The organism is Streptomyces sp. NPDC026538 (assembly GCF_055567535.1).
Genome location: NZ_JBVHQG010000001.1, coordinates 1,040,500 through 1,055,631 on the forward strand (window position 1 = coordinate 1,040,500; position 15,132 = coordinate 1,055,631).

The window sequence follows — 15,132 nt, forward strand, 5'->3', positions numbered from 1 at the left end:
TTCCCTACGCCGGCGCCGTCGCGGCGGCAGCGGGTTCGGCCTTCGAGAGGGCCTCCACTGCCTCGCGGTCGGGCGCGAGCGGGTCGGTCACCGTGCCGGTCTCTTCATCGAGCAGCCCCTGCGCCAGCCTGGTCACCGCTGCGGGGACCGGCGGCGCCAGGTCGGCCACGGCGCGGAGACCGGACAGGACGTCGTCGGGTCGTACGGCAGGCGTCACGTGCCGAACAACCAGCCGCAGTATCGCACAGGGCTGGTCGCTCGGCCTATCAGCCGTTTCATTGTGCGTTTCAAGTTGTACGACGGCGGGGCGCGCGTCGAAGGTCCGTACGCCGTTCTTGGTCATGCGCTGGACCTCGACGGCGTCGGCCGTGTTGAACGCGGCGACGGCCTCTCGGGCCTGCGCCGGGTCCACGCCGACCAGCCGCAGCTCCCACACGGAGGCGGTGAGCCGGTCGGCCAGGCCGGACGTGCGGGCCTCGACCGCGTCGACGATGTCGAGCCCGGTGGGCAGGGACTCGTCGAGGAGGACACGCAGTCGCTCCGGGTCGCGGACCGCGGTGAGCGCGATCTCCAGGTACTCGGCCTCGCTGCCGGTGCCGGTGGGTGCGGCATTGGCGTACGACACCTTCGGGTGCGGGGTGAACCCCGCCGAGTACGCCATGGGCACCTCGGCGCGGCGCAGCGCACGCTCGAAGGCGCGCTGGAAGTCACGGTGGCTGGTGAACCGGAGGCGGCCGCGCTTGGTGTAGCGCAGTCGGATGCGCTGCACCGCCGGTGCGGGCGGCGGGCCTTCGGGCTGTCGCTTGCCCAGTGTCGTCAGTCCTTCGTGGTTCTGGTGAGAGCAGCCGTGCCGCGAGGGCCGTGCTGCCGTGTACTGCTATCCATCAAGAGTACGTGTGTCGCGGCCGACAGGTTCCCGCCGGTCCACGGCCGCCGGCCGGGCGGGCTCGCCGAACAGGGCGCGGCGCAGGTCGGCGCGGGCCTGCCGGACGGCGCGCCCGACGGCCCGTGCGACCTGGGCGGCGGGGCGCAGCACGAGGTCGCGTACGACGTGTCCGACCGGGGTGAGGACGGTCCGGTAGAGCCGGCGCGCGGGCTCCAGGAAGATCCACCGGAAGAGGGTCCCGAGTATCCGTCCGACGGCCCGCGCGACGTGTCCGGCGGCTCGCCAGGCGTGGCCGAGGGCCTCCCGGATCTCTCTGAGGACGATGCCGAGGACATGGCCGACGGGGGTGAGGATCCAGCGCCACAGGGCGACGGCGGGCAGCACGAGGAGCACCCGCACGATCCAGTACAGGGCGGTGGCGAGTTGCTCGAACACCCAGGCGACGGCCTTGGCGACGGGCGTCAGGAGCCAGATCACCGCGTGGCCGATCGGGGTGAGCACGCGCGCGTAGAGCCACACGAGGGCGTGGCCGAGGGGGGTGAGCAGGTGGCGGTAGAGCCAGATCAGCGGGACGACGAGGAGGACGTGGAGGAGCCAGGCGACGGCGCGGCCGACGGGGGCGAGGACGTACCGCCAGAGGAATCGCGCGACGGGGACGACGAGATACCGCCACAGGAACCGTGCGACGGCGGCGAAGGCGTCCCAGAGCAGCCGTATCGGCAGCACCACCAGGAACACGAAGACGCGGACGGGGATCCTGATCGCGACGACGAGACACCCCTCGGGGTGCTGCGTCGGTGTCTGCGAATGCGTCTGCCGCTGCGGCTGCTTCTCCATGTCCATGGCCACAGAGACGCTATCGCGTGCCGCGCGGATGCGATCGGCCGCCCTTGATCACCGATCGGCGGCGACACGGTAACGGTTGTCCCGCACACGCCAATCTGGATGGAACCGGCCACGACGGCTTGATTTGCTGGGGGCCAGCCAAATCTTGAGCCTTTCTTGGGTCCTTGGGGGACGAGCAATGAACTGGTACGTGGACGTACTGAAGAAGTACGCGGTGTTCAGCGGCCGTGCGCGCCGACAGGAATACTGGATGTTCTTCCTGTTCAACCTGATCATCAGCATCGTGCTGGCGGTCGTCGGGCGGGTCATCGGGTTCGCGGCCCTCGGCGCGATCTACAGCCTGGCGGTCTTCCTGCCCGGCCTGGGCGTCTCGGTCCGCCGGCTGCACGACACCGGCCGTTCCGGCTGGGCGGTGCTGGTCGGCATCATCCCGCTGGTCGGCTGGATCATCCTGCTGGTCTGGCTCGCCTCCGAGGGCAAGCCGGAGCAGAACCAGTACGGCGACAACCCGAAGTACGCGGCCGCCGTCTGACCTGTCATGACACCGAAGGCCCGCCGGATCCGTCCGGCGGGCCTTCGCCTGTCCGAAGACCGCGACAGGACGGTCGAGCGGGTCGACCGCCTTCGCCGCGGGAATCAGCGTCGGGGCAGTACCCCGGCCGCGACGAGCGAGTCGTACAGCCGCTGCTGTTCCTCGTCGAGGCCGGAGTACAGCATGTCGTACGCCTCCTCCTCGCCCCGCATCGCCTCGACGGGGTCCCAGTCGTCGCCGAGGGCCGCCATGACGTGGGCGCGCCGGGTCATCTCGTGGCCGGTGAGATCGACGTTGAAGTCGACCGGCTCGCTGGGAAGAGTGGCATCAGAACTGGACATATGAGCGAATCTAGGCAGGGGGCCCTCCCCGCGACAAGAGCCCGTGGGACACATCACAGCAGGTCATCGCAGGTCATCCCAGGTCATCGGTGCGGCGTGACTCCGGCGGGGTGACCGCCGTGTCCGGAAGCACGGCCGGTGGCGCGGGCAGGTCCGGAGGGGCGCCGTAGCCGTGGACCACGGGGCGGCCGGCGGGCTGCCGCCCGGTGTCCCGGCTCACGTGGGCGGTTTCGTCCCGGCCTGCTCGCTCACCATGTACCGCGCGTACCAGTCCGGCCAGCCGGGGTCCTCCGCGCCGGTGCGCGCCTCGTGCTCGCCGTGTGCGGCCGCGGCCCGTCGCAGGGCACTCGCCAGGTCCTCGGCCGAGGCGAACGTGGTGGCCGCGGGATCCAGCCGTCCCGGCAGCCGGTCGGTGACCTCCTGGAGGAGCCAGCCGTTGCCGTCCGGGTCGCTGAACGACAGGAAGGAGCCGTAGCTGCCGTGCTGTGGTGCGGGACCGGGCAGCCGGGCGTCGCCGTCGGCGTGGTGGAAGACACCGCCGGCGTCGTGGAACACCTCGCTGGGGTGGGCGCCGTGCCGTGCCAGCTCGTCGTGGGCGCTGTCGATGTCGTCGACGACCAGGTGCAGCCCCCGGGCCGACCCGGGCGTCTGTTCGGTGACCGACTCGCCGAAGATGACGGACGCCGGGGAACCCGGTGGGGTCACCTGCACCACCCGGAACTCCCCGTCGGTGGCGACGTCCGCGTCGAGCCGCCAGCCCAGCGCCGTGTAGAAGTCCTTGGCCCGGTCCACGTCGGACACCGGCACCACGACGACCTCTAGTTTCATGTCCATGGCTTGCACTTCCCGTCTCGGAGGGGACACGGCGACAGCCGGATCCGCGACAGGCCGGGCAGGGGCTCAGTGTGCGAGGAGCTGCTGGCCGCCGTCGATGTCGTAGGTGGCGCCGGTGAGGGCGTCGTTGACCATGAGGTGCACCGCGAGGGCGGCGACGTCGGCCGGACCGACCACGCGCCCGATGGGCAACGTCCTCCTCAACTCCTCGCGCCGCGCTTCGAGTCGGTCGCCCAGCAGGGAGGCGGACAGCGGTGTGTCCACGAACCCGGCCGCGATGAGGTTGACCCGGACCGGGGCGACCTCCAGCGCCAGGTTGGCGACCAGCGCCGGCAGCGCCGCGGTGAGGGCGCCGGTGACCGCCATCCCGGGCGCGGGCCGCCGGCCGCCGGTACCGCCGATGAAGAGCAGCGCCCCGCCTGCCCTGACCTTCCCGCGGCTCGCCCGCGCCACCGCCAGCACCATCGCCAGACGCCCGCCGAAGTCCCGCCCGGCGTCGGTCAGGTCGAGTTCGTCGAGGGTGGCATAGGACGGGCTGCCCGCCGTCACCAGCACATGGTCGACCCGCCCGGGCAGCTCCCCTACGAAGCGCTCCATGCGTTCGGTGTCGTGGGCGTCGAACACGGCCGTGCTCAGCGGGTGCAGCTCTTCCGCGGCCCGCTGGAGGCGCTCGGCGTTGCGCGCCACGAGCACCAGTTCGCCGCCGGCCGCCCGTACCCGCCGCGCGGTCTCCAGGCCGATGCCCGCGCTGCCGCCCACCACCACGACCGTCTGACCGGCCAGTTCCCCGTGCGCTCCGCTCGGCTCGTCACCACTCATGAGCGCCGTCTCCGCTCTGCCGTGAGCCCACGCCGGCCCCGGCGTCCACCCTCCCGACGAACTCGTCGGTGGTGACGACGGCATGGGCGTACAGGGGCGCGTTGAGTTCGAAGAATGCGGTCATCTCCGGCCAGCCGAAGGACGCGATGGCGTCGCGGACGAGGGTCACGTGGTACCCCAGCTCCTGGCCGAAGCGCGCGGTGGTGTCCACACAGGTGTTGGCCCGCATACCGATCAGCACGATCTTCCGGATGTGGTGCTGCTTCAGCATGAAGTCGAGGTCGGTGTTGGCGAACCCGCTGGACGCCCAGTGCTGCCGCACGACGATCTCGTCCTCGCGCGGCCGGAAGTCGGGGTGCCACTCGCCGCCCCAGCTGCCCTCGGCGAAGACCTGCTGGGCGACGACGCGCCGCTGGGTCGGGGACAGGTGGTCCCAGGTGACGTAGTCGTTCGGCGTCGTCCGGTGGTGCGGCACGACGAAGACGCGAAAACCGTGGGCGCGGGCCGTGGCGAGCACGGTCCGCATATGGCCGAGCAGGCCCACGCCCTCCGCCACTTCCTTCGCCCGGGGCCACAACTTGCCGCCCTCGGACAGGAAGTCGTTGTAGGGGTCGACGATCAGAAGAGCGGTTTCGTCCGGGTAATACGGTGAGTACCGCGCTTCGGAGGTCTCAGCAGTCATGGACGGTTCCCAACTGGTCAGCGACCGGATCGCTCGCTGCCGGGACACGGCACCGGCCGGTGCGTCCGGCGACCGCCCGCAAGCCCTCCGCGCCCCAAGCCCCGCGTAACACTCCGTCACGGGCCCGCCGGCTCAGAATCCCCAGTCTGTCACTCCCCCGGCCCGACGGCATCCGGGCCGCCGCCCCCTCACCGGCGCCGGCACCAGCCGAGGGACACGTCAGCCGAGCGATCCGGTTGCGCCCGAGCCTGTCCGGCCCAGAGCGAGTGCGCAGGTACGGGCGGAGCAGGTACGGGCCGGCACCTCACGGAATACCTCCGTGGACCAGGTCCCGGGGTGCGAGCAGCCGCCTCAGCAGCGGGACGCCGGTTTGCGAGCCTCTCCGAGGGGGTCGATCCTGAAGGGACGATGCCGTCCGATCGTGTGGATCGCACGTATGGACTGCGGAGCCGACGGCGACCGTGAGCTGCGAAGACCGTGTTCCAGAGAGCGGCGACCAGCCGTACGGCCCCTGCGAGCCTCTGCTGTCCCTGCAGGCGTTGCTCGGGCGCTTTCGGCCCGAGGTCACGGCGATGCCGCGGCGGCATCGAGTCGGTGGGTGTTCCCTCGCCGGGCGAGCAGTCGGCCGTCGCCCGGGGGACGCTCGACGAGGAGTGGTTCGTCGCCGGGTACGGGTATCGCGGCCGTTCGTTGCGGCGCATGCCCGACCGCCGGCCCTGCACCGCTCGGAGCCCTCAGGAGTCACCATGACATCCGGCACCATCGTCGCGCGGATCACCGACTACGCCAATCGGGCCGATCCGTACCCGCTCTACGCGGAACTGCGCGAGACACCGGTCAGGCGGGAGGACGACGGCTCCTACCTGGTCAGCACCTACTACGAGGTGCGGAGCCTGGCCAACGACCCACGGCTGAGCAACGACACGAGCAACCGTCCGGCCGGCTACGCCCGCCCCGGGCGACCGGTGGCGGAGAGCGGTCTGCCGCCCAGTTTCATCTTCACCGACCCACCCGTGCACGACCGGCTGCGCGCCACCATCAACCGGCCGTTCGGTCCCCCGCACAGCCCCGGATTCCTCGACGGTCTGCGCGGAGAACTGGACGACGTCGTCAGGGAACTGCTCGACGCCTTCGAAGGCAAGGACGAGGTCGACATCGTCGAGGCCTTCTCCTACCCCCTTCCCGTCACCGCCATCTGCAAGGTCCTCGGCGTGCCACGCGAGGACGAACCGCGCTTCCACGGCTGGGCCGATGCCCTGGCAACGTCGGTCGACCCCCGATCCGATGACGACGACGGCGCGGAAAAGGCACAACAGGCGCGCCAGGACCTGGGCGCCTACCTGAGCGATCTGATCGAGACCAAACGCCGCCACCCCGGCCCCGGGATACTCAGCGCGCTCGCCCCCGACATGACACCGGCGGACCTGGAAGCCACCGCCGTGCTGCTCCTGGTCGCCGGCCACGAGACCACCGTCAACGCCATCAGCAACACGACCCTCATCCTGTTGCGCCGCCCCGATCTGCTCGAACGGTTCCAGAAGGAACCGGACCTGGCCGCCCCGCTCATCGAGGAAGTGCTCCGCTACGAACCTCCTGTCCAGTTCGTCCCGTGGACCACCGCCCTGGCCGACATCGACGTCGCCGGCACCACGATCCCCAAGGGCTCGCCGGTCTGGCTCATGCTGGCCGCGGCCAACCGCGACCCCCGGCGCTTCGAGCATCCCGACCGGTTCGATCCCGACCGCAAGGACAACGAGCACCTCGGGTTCTACACCGGCATCCACTACTGCTTCGGCGCCCCCCTCGCCCGCATGGAACTCCATGCGGCGCTGCCCGAACTGTTCCGCCGGGTCAGGTTCTCGCGGCTCCTCGAGGACCCGCCCCCGTACCGCGCCAACGCGGTGCTGCGCGGCCCCCGGCACCTTCCCGTGGCGATCGAGGGCATCACGCCCTGAGCGCACCCCCTGAGCGCCGGGACCTCCAGGACCGGCAGGCGCCCCTGCCGAGCCGGCCGTCCCGTCGCGGCATCCCGGCCTTCCTAGGAGCTTGATCCCGGACGGGCGCCCTCCGCCGCGTTCGCAGGCCGACCGATGAGTTCCCGAGCCCTGCGCGGTCTGCCTTCGCACAAGCCGAAGCCGTGCACGAGATCCGTGAGGGAACCATGACCGACCACGCGCTACCACCCGTCGTCGACTCCGCGACCTGGGAACACCGGCTCGCGGCACTGCGTGCCCGGGAGAAGGCCGCAACGCGGGAGCTCGACGCCGTCGCCGCGGAGCGTCGCCGCCTGCCGATGGTCGAGATGCCCGACTACACACTCGAGGGCGAAGACGGCCCCGTTCGGCTGGCAGACGTCTTCGAGGGCAGGAGGCAGCTGATCGTCTACAACCACATGTGGTTCACCGGCAAGGAATGGCAGTGCCCGGGCTGTACAGGGTTCACCTCGCAGTACACCCGCCTGGAGTTCCTGGACAACTACGACGCCCGGTTCGTCGTCGTCACCCAGGGCCCGATCAAGGAGGCGCTCGCCTACAAGCAGCGGGTCGGCAACCGGATGGCGTGGTACTCGACCGCGAACAGTCCGTTCGGGTCCGACGTCGGCGCACCGCCCGACGGTGGATTCGCGGTCAACGTGTTCCTGCGCGACGACGACACCGTCTATCGCACCTGGCACACCGACGGCCGGGGCACCGAGCAGCTCAGCCACAGCTTCGCGCTGATCGATCTCCTGCCGTACGGACGGCAGGAGGAATGGCAGGACTCGCCCGAGGGCTGGCCCCAGTCCCCCACGTACAGCCGGTGGGCGACGTCCGAGAACATCGCCGCGCTCTATGGCCCGGGTTCCGGCTGAACTCGTCACGGACGACGAGCGGGTGAACCCGACGGCCTGTCAACGGCCATGGCACGGAGGCGAAAGGAGGCCGCAGACGCGCCCCTGCCGGGCGCTCGGCCATCCGGCCGGGCGCCTGGTTCGCCTCAGTGCGCGTGCCCACCCGGTGCCGACGCGGCGTTCTTGACCGTCAGCGGCAGCAACTTCTTGCCGGTCGGGCCGATTTGGATGGAGGTGTCCATCTGCGGGCACACCCCGCAGTCGAAGCAGGGGGTCCAGCGGCAGTCCTCGACCTCTGTCTCGTCGAGGGAGTCCTGCCAGTCCTCCCAGAGCCAGTCCTTGTCGAGGCCGGAGTCGAGGTGGTCCCAGGGGAGGACCTCCTCGTAGGTGCGCTCGCGGGTGGTGTACCAGTCGACGTCCACGCCGAAGGCGGGCAGCGTCTTGTCGGCGCAGGTCATCCAGCGGTCGTAGGAGAAGTGCTCGCGCCAGCCGTCGAAGCGGCCGCCGTCCTCGTAGACCGCGCGGATCACGGCGCCGACGCGGCGGTCGCCGCGGGAGAGCAGGCCCTCGACGATGCCGGGCTTGCCGTCGTGGTAGCGGAAGCCGATCGAGCGGCCGTACTTCTTGTCGCCGCGGATCTTGTCGCGGAGCTTCTCGAGGCGCGCGTCCGTCTCCTCCGCCGAGAGCTGCGGGGCCCACTGGAAGGGCGTGTGGGGCTTGGGGACGAAGCCGCCGATCGAGACCGTGCAGCGGATGTCGCCCTGGCCGGAGACCTCGCGGCCCTTCTGGATGACGTTCATCGCCATGTCGGCGATCTGGAGGACGTCCTCGTCGGTCTCCGTGGGCAGGCCGCACATGAAGTAGAGCTTCACCTGGCGCCAGCCGTTGCCGTAGGCGGTGGCGACCGTGCGGATCAGGTCCTCCTCCGAGACCATCTTGTTGATGACCTTGCGCATGCGCTCGGAGCCGCCCTCGGGGGCGAAGGTGAGGCCGGAACGGCGGCCGTTGCGGGTCAGTTCGTTCGCCAGGTCGACGTTGAAGGCGTCGACGCGGGTGGAGGGGAGGGAGAGGCCGATCTTGTCCTCGGTGTAACGGTCGGCCAGGCCCTTGGCGATGTCGCCGATCTCCGAGTGGTCCGCGGAGGAGAGGGAGAGGAGGCCGACCTCCTCGAAGCCGGTCGCCTTGAGGCCCTTGTCGACCATCTCGCCGATGCCGGTGATCGAGCGCTCGCGCACCGGGCGGGTGATCATGCCGGCCTGGCAGAAGCGGCAGCCGCGGGTGCAGCCGCGGAAGATCTCGACGGACATGCGCTCGTGGACGGTCTCGGCGAGCGGGACGAGGGGCTGCTTGGGGTACGGCCACTCGTCCAGGTCCATGACGGTGTGCTTGCTGACCCGCCACGGCACGCCCGACTTGTTGGGGACCACGCGGGCGATACGGCCGTCGGGGAGGTACTCGACGTCGTAGAAGGCCGGGATGTAGACGGAGCCCGTTCTGGCGAGGCGGAAGAGGACCTCCTCGCGGCCGCCGGGGCGGCCCTCCGCCTTCCACTCGCGGATGATCTTCGTCATGTCGAGGACGGCCTGCTCGCCGTCGCCGATGATCGCCGCGTCGATGAAGTCGGCGACGGGTTCCGGGTTGAAGGCCGCGTGGCCGCCGGCCAGGACGATCGGGTCGTCCAGGCCGCGGTCCTTCGACTCCAGGGGGATCCCGGCCAGGTCGAGGGCGGTGAGCATGTTGGTGTAGCCCAGCTCCGTGGAGAAGGACAGGCCGAACACGTCGAAGGCGCCCACCGGGCGGTGGCTGTCCACCGTGAACTGCGGGACGCGGTGCTCGCGCATCAGCGCTTCCAGGTCCGGCCACACGCTGTACGTGCGCTCGGCGAGGACGCCCGCCTGCTCGTTGAGGACCTCGTAGAGGATCATGACGCCCTGGTTGGGCAGGCCGACCTCGTACGCGTCCGGGTACATGAGCGCCCAGCGGACGTCGCAGTCCTCCCACGGCTTGACCGTGGAGTTGAGCTCTCCGCCGACGTACTGGATCGGCTTCTGCACATGCGGGAGCAGAGCTTCGAGCTGCGGGAACACAGACTCGGCGATCTGAGCGGCGGCTTCGGCAGGCATCTCGCGGACCTTTGTGAGCTGACTGGGGGCACCCCCGGCCGGAGGCTGGGGGAGGGTGGTCATCCAGCGTAGCGCGCCCGGCGGTGTCCCCTGTACGCCCGCTCAGACGGGCGCAGCCTTCTTGATCTTCCGCCAGGCGCCCGGCGTCTCCGCCTCCGCCTGCGCCGCCCGCCGTTCCTCACGGCCGTACAGCAGCCCGTAGGTGAACGCGCTCTCCCCGGTCGCGTGGGCCACCGCGGACAGTTCCCGCAGGGTCTGGCGGGCCATCACGCTGTCCTGGTGCTCGCCGAGCAGGGACTGGAGGGACTTCATGGATTTGACCAGTGACTTCGCCGCCCCGCCGAGGGCGGGGCGGGCCGCCTCGGCCGCGTAGCGGGTGCGCTTGGCCTTCTTGCGGGCGTCGTGCAGGCCGAGGTCGCGGTCGTGGCCGGGGGGCTGTGCCATGGCGGTCTCGATCAGGTCGGTCACCTTCGCGAAGTCCTTGTGCACGGCCTTGGCGAGGACCTTCTCCGGCTTCCCGGCGGCCGCCTTGCGCAGCGGCGGGTCGGCGATCAGGGTGTCCAGGGTGTCCAGCAGGGCGAGGTAGCGCTTGGAGTCCAGAACGCCGAGCAGCCGGCGCCGGGAGCCGCGCTCGCCGGCCTCGGCCCAGGCCTGCAGACGGTCGTGGACGGGGCCGGAGACGAGGGGGCCGGGGACCTCGTCCAGGGCGGTCATCAGGCGTGCGGCGAGGACCTCCTGGTCGCGGCCCACGCCGAGCTCCCCGGCCAGCCACTTCAGCTCGTCCGCGACCGGGTCGGTGACCTTCCGGTCGAGGACCTTGCCGAAGGAGCGGAAGGTGCTGCGCAGCCGGCGGGTGGCCACCCGCATGTCGTGGACGCCTTCCTCGGTGTCCAGGCGTACGGCGGGGTCGAGCTCGACGATCGCGTCCCGCTGGGCGCGGACGTAGGCCAGGACGTGGTCGCCGGCCGTGACGGGCGCGCCGGAGTCCGGCTTGGGCGGGTGCGGTTTGCCGCCCTTGGTCTCGGCCAGGGCCCGGGCCAGTTTCGAGGCGGACCCGGACGGCCGTACGCCCGCCTTGCCCAACCGTTTCTCCACCTTGTCGAGGAAGGCCGGGTCGCCGCCGTCGGCGAGTTCCACCTCGATCTCGGTCCACTGGGCCCTGCCCGCGCCGCCGAAGAGCCGTTCGGCCCGGACGCGGTCCACGCTCACCTCGGCGAGCAGGGCGCCGTCCGCGCCGACGAGGTGGCGGATGTCGCGGGTGGTGCGCAGCCGGATCACCGGGACCAGCTGGCCCTCACGGACCCGGGAGCGGGCCAGGCCGGCCAGTTCGCCGGGGATCGTGTCGGAGAGCGGGGCGTGGATCTCGTCGCGGATGCCGGGGGCCACCGGGAGTTTGAGGTGCCAGCCGGCGTCGGTGCCTCCGGTGCGGTGCCGCAGGGTGACCCGGGCCGAGGCCAGGCGCAGGTCGGAGGTGTCGTGGTAGGTCGCGTCGAGTTCGGCGGTGCCCTTGTCCACGACGTTCGCCACGCCGGCGACGCCCGTCAGGTCGGGCAGCCCACTCTCGTCGGATTCGTACTTGCGCTCGATCTCACGCTTCGTATCCGCCATGAACCGAATCTAGTGGCCATTGCCGCACAGGGACAGCGGGCGCGGAGGTGTATCGGAGGAAAAGCCTGAATGAGGCTGAGGTGAACACATCGGAAACGACATGTGCACCTCACCCTTGGGTGTCAGCCTACGCCGGCATCGGTCCCGTTACGCCGACATCGGGCGCTGCACCCTGATCGACTGCAGCAGTCCCACCGCCACCCACACCGCGAACATCGACGAGCCGCCGTACGACACGAACGGCAGCGGCAGGCCGGTGACCGGCATGATGCCGAGGGTCATGCCGATGTTCTCGAACGCCTGGAACGCGAACCAGGCCACAATGCCCGCCGCCACGACCGTGCCGTACAGCTCGGTCGTCTCGCGGGCGATCCGGCAGGCGCGCCACAGGACGACACCGAGGAGCACGATGATCAGGCCCGCGCCGGCGAAGCCCAGCTCCTCCCCCGCCACCGTGAAGACGAAGTCGGTCTGCTGCTCGGGGACGAACTGGCCGGTGGTCTGCGAGCCGTGGAAGAGGCCCGCGCCGGTCAGGCCGCCGGAGCCGATGGCGATCCGGGCCTGGTTGGTGTTGTAGCCGACGCCCGCGGGGTCGAGGTCGGGGTTGGCGAAGGCCGCGAAGCGGTTGATCTGGTACTCGTCCAGGATGTGCAGCTGCCAGACCGCGATCGCGCCCAGCAGGCCGGTCGCGAGCAGGCCGAAGATCCAGCGGTTGGAGGCGCCGGAGGCGAGCAGCACGGCCAGGATGATGATGACCATGACCATGACCGAGCCGAGGTCGGGCATCAGGAGCACGATCAGGATCGGCACCGAGGCCAGGCCCAGCGCCTGCAGGACCGTGCGGTGGTCGGGGTACTTCTTGTCGCCGGCGTCGACCCGGGCCGCCAGTATCATCGCCATCCCCAGGATGATGGTGATCTTGACGAACTCGGACGGCTGGAGCGAGAAGCCGCCGCCGAGCACGATCCAGGAGTGCGCGCCGTTGACGGTGGAGCCCAGCGGGGTGAGCACGGCGAGGATGCCGAGCAGCGACAGGCCGTAGAGGATCGGCACCGCGTTGCGCAGCTGGCGGTGGCCGATCCAGACCGTGCCGATCATCAGGGCGAGCCCGATGCCGGTGTTCATCAGGTGCCGGAACAGGAAGTAGTACTGGTCGCCCTGGTTGATCTCGGTGCGGTTGCGGGTCGCCGAGAACACCAGCAGCGAGCCCAGCAGGGACAGCGCCAGGGCCGCCATCAGCATCGGCCAGTCCAGGCGGCGGGCCAGCGAGTCACGGGCGAAGACCCGGGTCCAGCCGGCCCGCGCGGGACCGTATCCGGAGACGGAGAAGCTGTTGGCTCCGGTCATGCCGGGAACCTCCCGCCACAAACGCTCGTCACGTCAGCATCCTCCGGCTTCCCCTCTTCCGTGCCCGCCTGCGGGTGTTCCGGTTGCCCGTCGACGGCGAGGCCGTGGTGGCCGGGGTCTGCTGGCCGTCGTCGCCCTTGTCGCTCTGCTGGCTCGCCTGGAAGTCCTTCGCCGGGTCCTTGGAGATCTTCGGGGAGGCGATGGTGCCGTCCGTGCGGACCTTGGGCAGGCCCTGCTGCGGGGTGTAGAGCAGCGCCTTGTTCTTGTCGATGGAGCCGTCGGCACCGACGCCGTACAGCGCGCTGTAGATGTTGCGGACCGCCTCACCGGAGGCACCGGAACCGGTACCGGCCTGGGCGATGGTCATGATGACCGTGTAGTCCTTGCTGTAGGTGGCCAGCCACGACGTGGTCTGCTTGCCGTAGACCTCGGCGGTACCGGTCTTGCCGTGCAGGGCGATCTTGTCCTGCGGCCAGCCGCCGAACTTCCAGGCGGCGGTACCGCGGGTGATGACGCCCGCGAAGGCGTCGTCCATGCCCCTGAGGGTGGCCTGGCTGACGGGCAGCTTGCGCACCGCCTTGGGCTTGATCTCCTGGACGGACTTGCCGTCGGCGCTGACGACGGCCTTGCCGATGGTCGGCTGGTACTCGGTGCCGCCGTTGGCCACCGCGCCGTAGATCATCGCCTCCTGGAGCGGCGTGACGAGGGTGTCGCCCTGGCCGATGGAGTAGTTGATCTCGTCGCCCTCGCGCATCTTGTTGCCTTCGAGGCAGTTCTCGTACTCGATCTTCTCGACGTAGGTGCCGTCCTTCTTGCCGGACTTGCACCAGGCGTCCTTGTTGGCCTTCCAGTAGTCGAGCTTCCACTGGCGGTCGGGGACCCGGCCGGTGACCTCGTTGGGGAGGTCGACGCCGGTCTCCTTGCCGAGGCCGAACTGGTGGGCGGTCTTGAAGAACCAGTCCTTGGGCTCGCCCTTCTTCGGGTTGATGCCGCCGTCCTTCTTCCACTCGCGGTCGGCGAGGCCGTAGAAGACGGTGTCGCAGGACACCTCCAGGGCGCGGCCGAGCGAGATCGGGCCGAAGTTCTCGCCCTCGAAGTTCTTGAAGACCTGGCCGCCCACCGAGTACGAACTCGTGCAGGGGTAGCCGCCGTCCCACACGTAGCCGGCCTGGACCGCGGCGGCCGTGGAGACCACCTTGAACGTCGAACCGGGCGCCGCCTGACCCTGTATGGCCCTGTTGAGCAGCGGGTAGTCGGAGTTCTTGCCGGTGAGGGCCTTGTAGTCCTTGGCGGAGATGCCGCCGACCCAGACGTTCGGGTCGTAGGTCGGCGCGGAGGCCATCGCGACGATCCGGCCGGTCTTGGCCTCCATCACGACGACGGCACCGGAGTCGGCCTTGTAGTTCTCACTGGTGATCTTGTCGTACTGCTGGCGGGCGGCCTTCATCGCCTTGTCCAGCTCGTACTCGGCGACCCGCTGGACGCGGGAGTCGATGCTGGTGACCAGGTTGGAACCGGGCTCGGCGGCGTCGGACTTGGCCTTGCCGATGACCCGGCCGAGGTTGTCGACCTCGTAGCGGGTGACGCCTGCCTTGCCGCGCAGTTCCTTGTCGTACTCGCGCTCCAGGCCGGAGCGGCCGACCATGTCCGAGCGCAGGTAGGGCGAACTGGTGTTCTGGGCCTGCTGGATCTCGGCGTCGGTGACCGGGGAGAGGTAGCCGAGGACCTGGGAGGTGTTGGCCTTGCCGGGGGCCGGGTAGCGGCGTACGGCCTCGGGTTCGGCGGTGATGCCGGGGAAGTCCTCGGCGCGCTCGCGGATCTGCAGGGCCTGCTTGGCGGTGGCCTCGTCGGTGATCGGGATCGGCTGGTAGGGGGAGCCGTTCCAGCAGGGCTGCGGGGTCTTGGAGTCGCAGAGGCGGACCTTCTGCATGACCTCGGTGGGGCTCATCCCGAGTACGCCGGCGAGCTTGGTGAGGACCGCCTTGCCGTCGTCCGCCTGCTTGAGCAGGTCGGTGCGGGAGGCGGAGACGACCAGCCGGGTCTCGTTGTCCGCGATGGGCACTCCGCGCGCGTCCAGGATGGAACCGCGGACGGCGGGGTCGACGACCTGCTGGACGTGGTTGCCGGAGGCTTCCTTCTGGTACTCGGCGCCCTCACGGATCTGCAGGTACCACAGGCGGCCGCCGAGGGTGCCGAGCAGGGAGAGGACCAGGATCTGGATGACGACGAGACGGATCTGGACCCGTGGGGACCGTCCGGTCTCGGGAATATTGGTCACTGGGTT

Annotated in this window: 13 protein-coding genes; 3 read left to right on the plus strand and 10 right to left on the minus strand. The window is 70.2% G+C overall.

What is annotated here, in order from left to right:
- Positions 1 to 4: 4 nt before the first annotated feature.
- Positions 5 to 769, minus strand: a complete 765-nt coding sequence (locus tag ACZ4N4_RS04695; RefSeq protein WP_467584389.1) for a TIGR03936 family radical SAM-associated protein — start codon at positions 767 to 769, stop codon at positions 5 to 7.
- A 108-nt stretch (positions 770 to 877) separates the two neighbouring features.
- A complete protein-coding gene (locus ACZ4N4_RS04700) occupies positions 878 to 1,729 on the minus strand; it encodes a hypothetical protein (protein ID WP_467584392.1) in 852 nt (283 codons plus the stop codon).
- Between the two features lie 181 nt (positions 1,730 to 1,910).
- On the opposite strand from ACZ4N4_RS04700, the gene ACZ4N4_RS04705 reads away from it, so the two are divergent.
- Positions 1,911 to 2,264, plus strand: a complete 354-nt coding sequence (locus ACZ4N4_RS04705; RefSeq protein ID WP_453575977.1) for a DUF805 domain-containing protein — start codon at positions 1,911 to 1,913, stop codon at positions 2,262 to 2,264.
- A 104-nt stretch (positions 2,265 to 2,368) separates the two neighbouring features.
- On the opposite strand, the gene ACZ4N4_RS04710 is transcribed toward ACZ4N4_RS04705, so the two are convergent.
- From ACZ4N4_RS04710 to ACZ4N4_RS04725, 4 genes are all read right to left on the minus strand, one after another.
- Positions 2,369 to 2,605: a DUF6400 family protein gene (locus ACZ4N4_RS04710; protein WP_453575974.1), complete on the minus strand. Its 237-nt coding sequence runs from the start codon at positions 2,603 to 2,605 to the stop codon at positions 2,369 to 2,371.
- A 216-nt stretch (positions 2,606 to 2,821) separates the two neighbouring features.
- Positions 2,822 to 3,439, minus strand: coding sequence for a VOC family protein (locus ACZ4N4_RS04715; protein WP_453575973.1), 618 nt, complete (start codon positions 3,437 to 3,439; stop codon positions 2,822 to 2,824).
- 66 nt (positions 3,440 to 3,505) lie between these two features.
- The gene (locus ACZ4N4_RS04720) at positions 3,506 to 4,258 is read right to left on the minus strand and encodes an SDR family oxidoreductase (protein ID WP_467584396.1); all 753 of its coding nucleotides are present in this window, start codon (positions 4,256 to 4,258) and stop codon (positions 3,506 to 3,508) included.
- The gene (locus ACZ4N4_RS04725) at positions 4,248 to 4,940 is read right to left on the minus strand and encodes a cysteine hydrolase family protein (protein WP_467584398.1); all 693 of its coding nucleotides are present in this window, start codon (positions 4,938 to 4,940) and stop codon (positions 4,248 to 4,250) included. Before ACZ4N4_RS04725 ends, ACZ4N4_RS04720 begins: the two co-directional genes overlap by 11 nt.
- Before the next feature lie 746 nt (positions 4,941 to 5,686).
- Here ACZ4N4_RS04725 and ACZ4N4_RS04730 point away from each other — a divergent pair.
- Both ACZ4N4_RS04730 and ACZ4N4_RS04735 read left to right on the plus strand, forming a co-directional pair.
- Positions 5,687 to 6,895, plus strand: a complete 1,209-nt coding sequence (locus ACZ4N4_RS04730) for a cytochrome P450 (protein ID WP_467584400.1) — start codon at positions 5,687 to 5,689, stop codon at positions 6,893 to 6,895.
- 206 nt (positions 6,896 to 7,101) lie between these two features.
- Positions 7,102 to 7,791, plus strand: a complete 690-nt coding sequence (locus ACZ4N4_RS04735) for a DUF899 domain-containing protein (RefSeq protein ID WP_467584401.1) — start codon at positions 7,102 to 7,104, stop codon at positions 7,789 to 7,791.
- A 125-nt stretch (positions 7,792 to 7,916) separates the two neighbouring features.
- On the opposite strand, the gene ACZ4N4_RS04740 is transcribed toward ACZ4N4_RS04735, so the two are convergent.
- From ACZ4N4_RS04740 to mrdA, 4 genes are all read right to left on the minus strand, one after another.
- The gene (locus tag ACZ4N4_RS04740; RefSeq protein ID WP_467584404.1) at positions 7,917 to 9,893 is read right to left on the minus strand and encodes a TIGR03960 family B12-binding radical SAM protein; all 1,977 of its coding nucleotides are present in this window, start codon (positions 9,891 to 9,893) and stop codon (positions 7,917 to 7,919) included.
- Positions 9,894 to 9,995: 102 nt separating this feature from the next.
- Positions 9,996 to 11,501, minus strand: coding sequence for a CYTH and CHAD domain-containing protein (locus tag ACZ4N4_RS04745; protein WP_467584407.1), 1,506 nt, complete (start codon positions 11,499 to 11,501; stop codon positions 9,996 to 9,998).
- Positions 11,502 to 11,648: 147 nt separating this feature from the next.
- Complete coding sequence (rodA, locus tag ACZ4N4_RS04750) at positions 11,649 to 12,848, minus strand: rod shape-determining protein RodA (RefSeq protein WP_450755641.1); 1,200 nt, start codon at positions 12,846 to 12,848, stop codon at positions 11,649 to 11,651.
- 28 nt (positions 12,849 to 12,876) lie between these two features.
- Positions 12,877 to 15,126 (minus strand): penicillin-binding protein 2, encoded by a 2,250-nt coding sequence (mrdA, locus tag ACZ4N4_RS04755; RefSeq protein ID WP_467584410.1) that lies wholly within the window; start codon positions 15,124 to 15,126, stop codon positions 12,877 to 12,879.
- Positions 15,127 to 15,132: the final 6 nt, after the last annotated feature.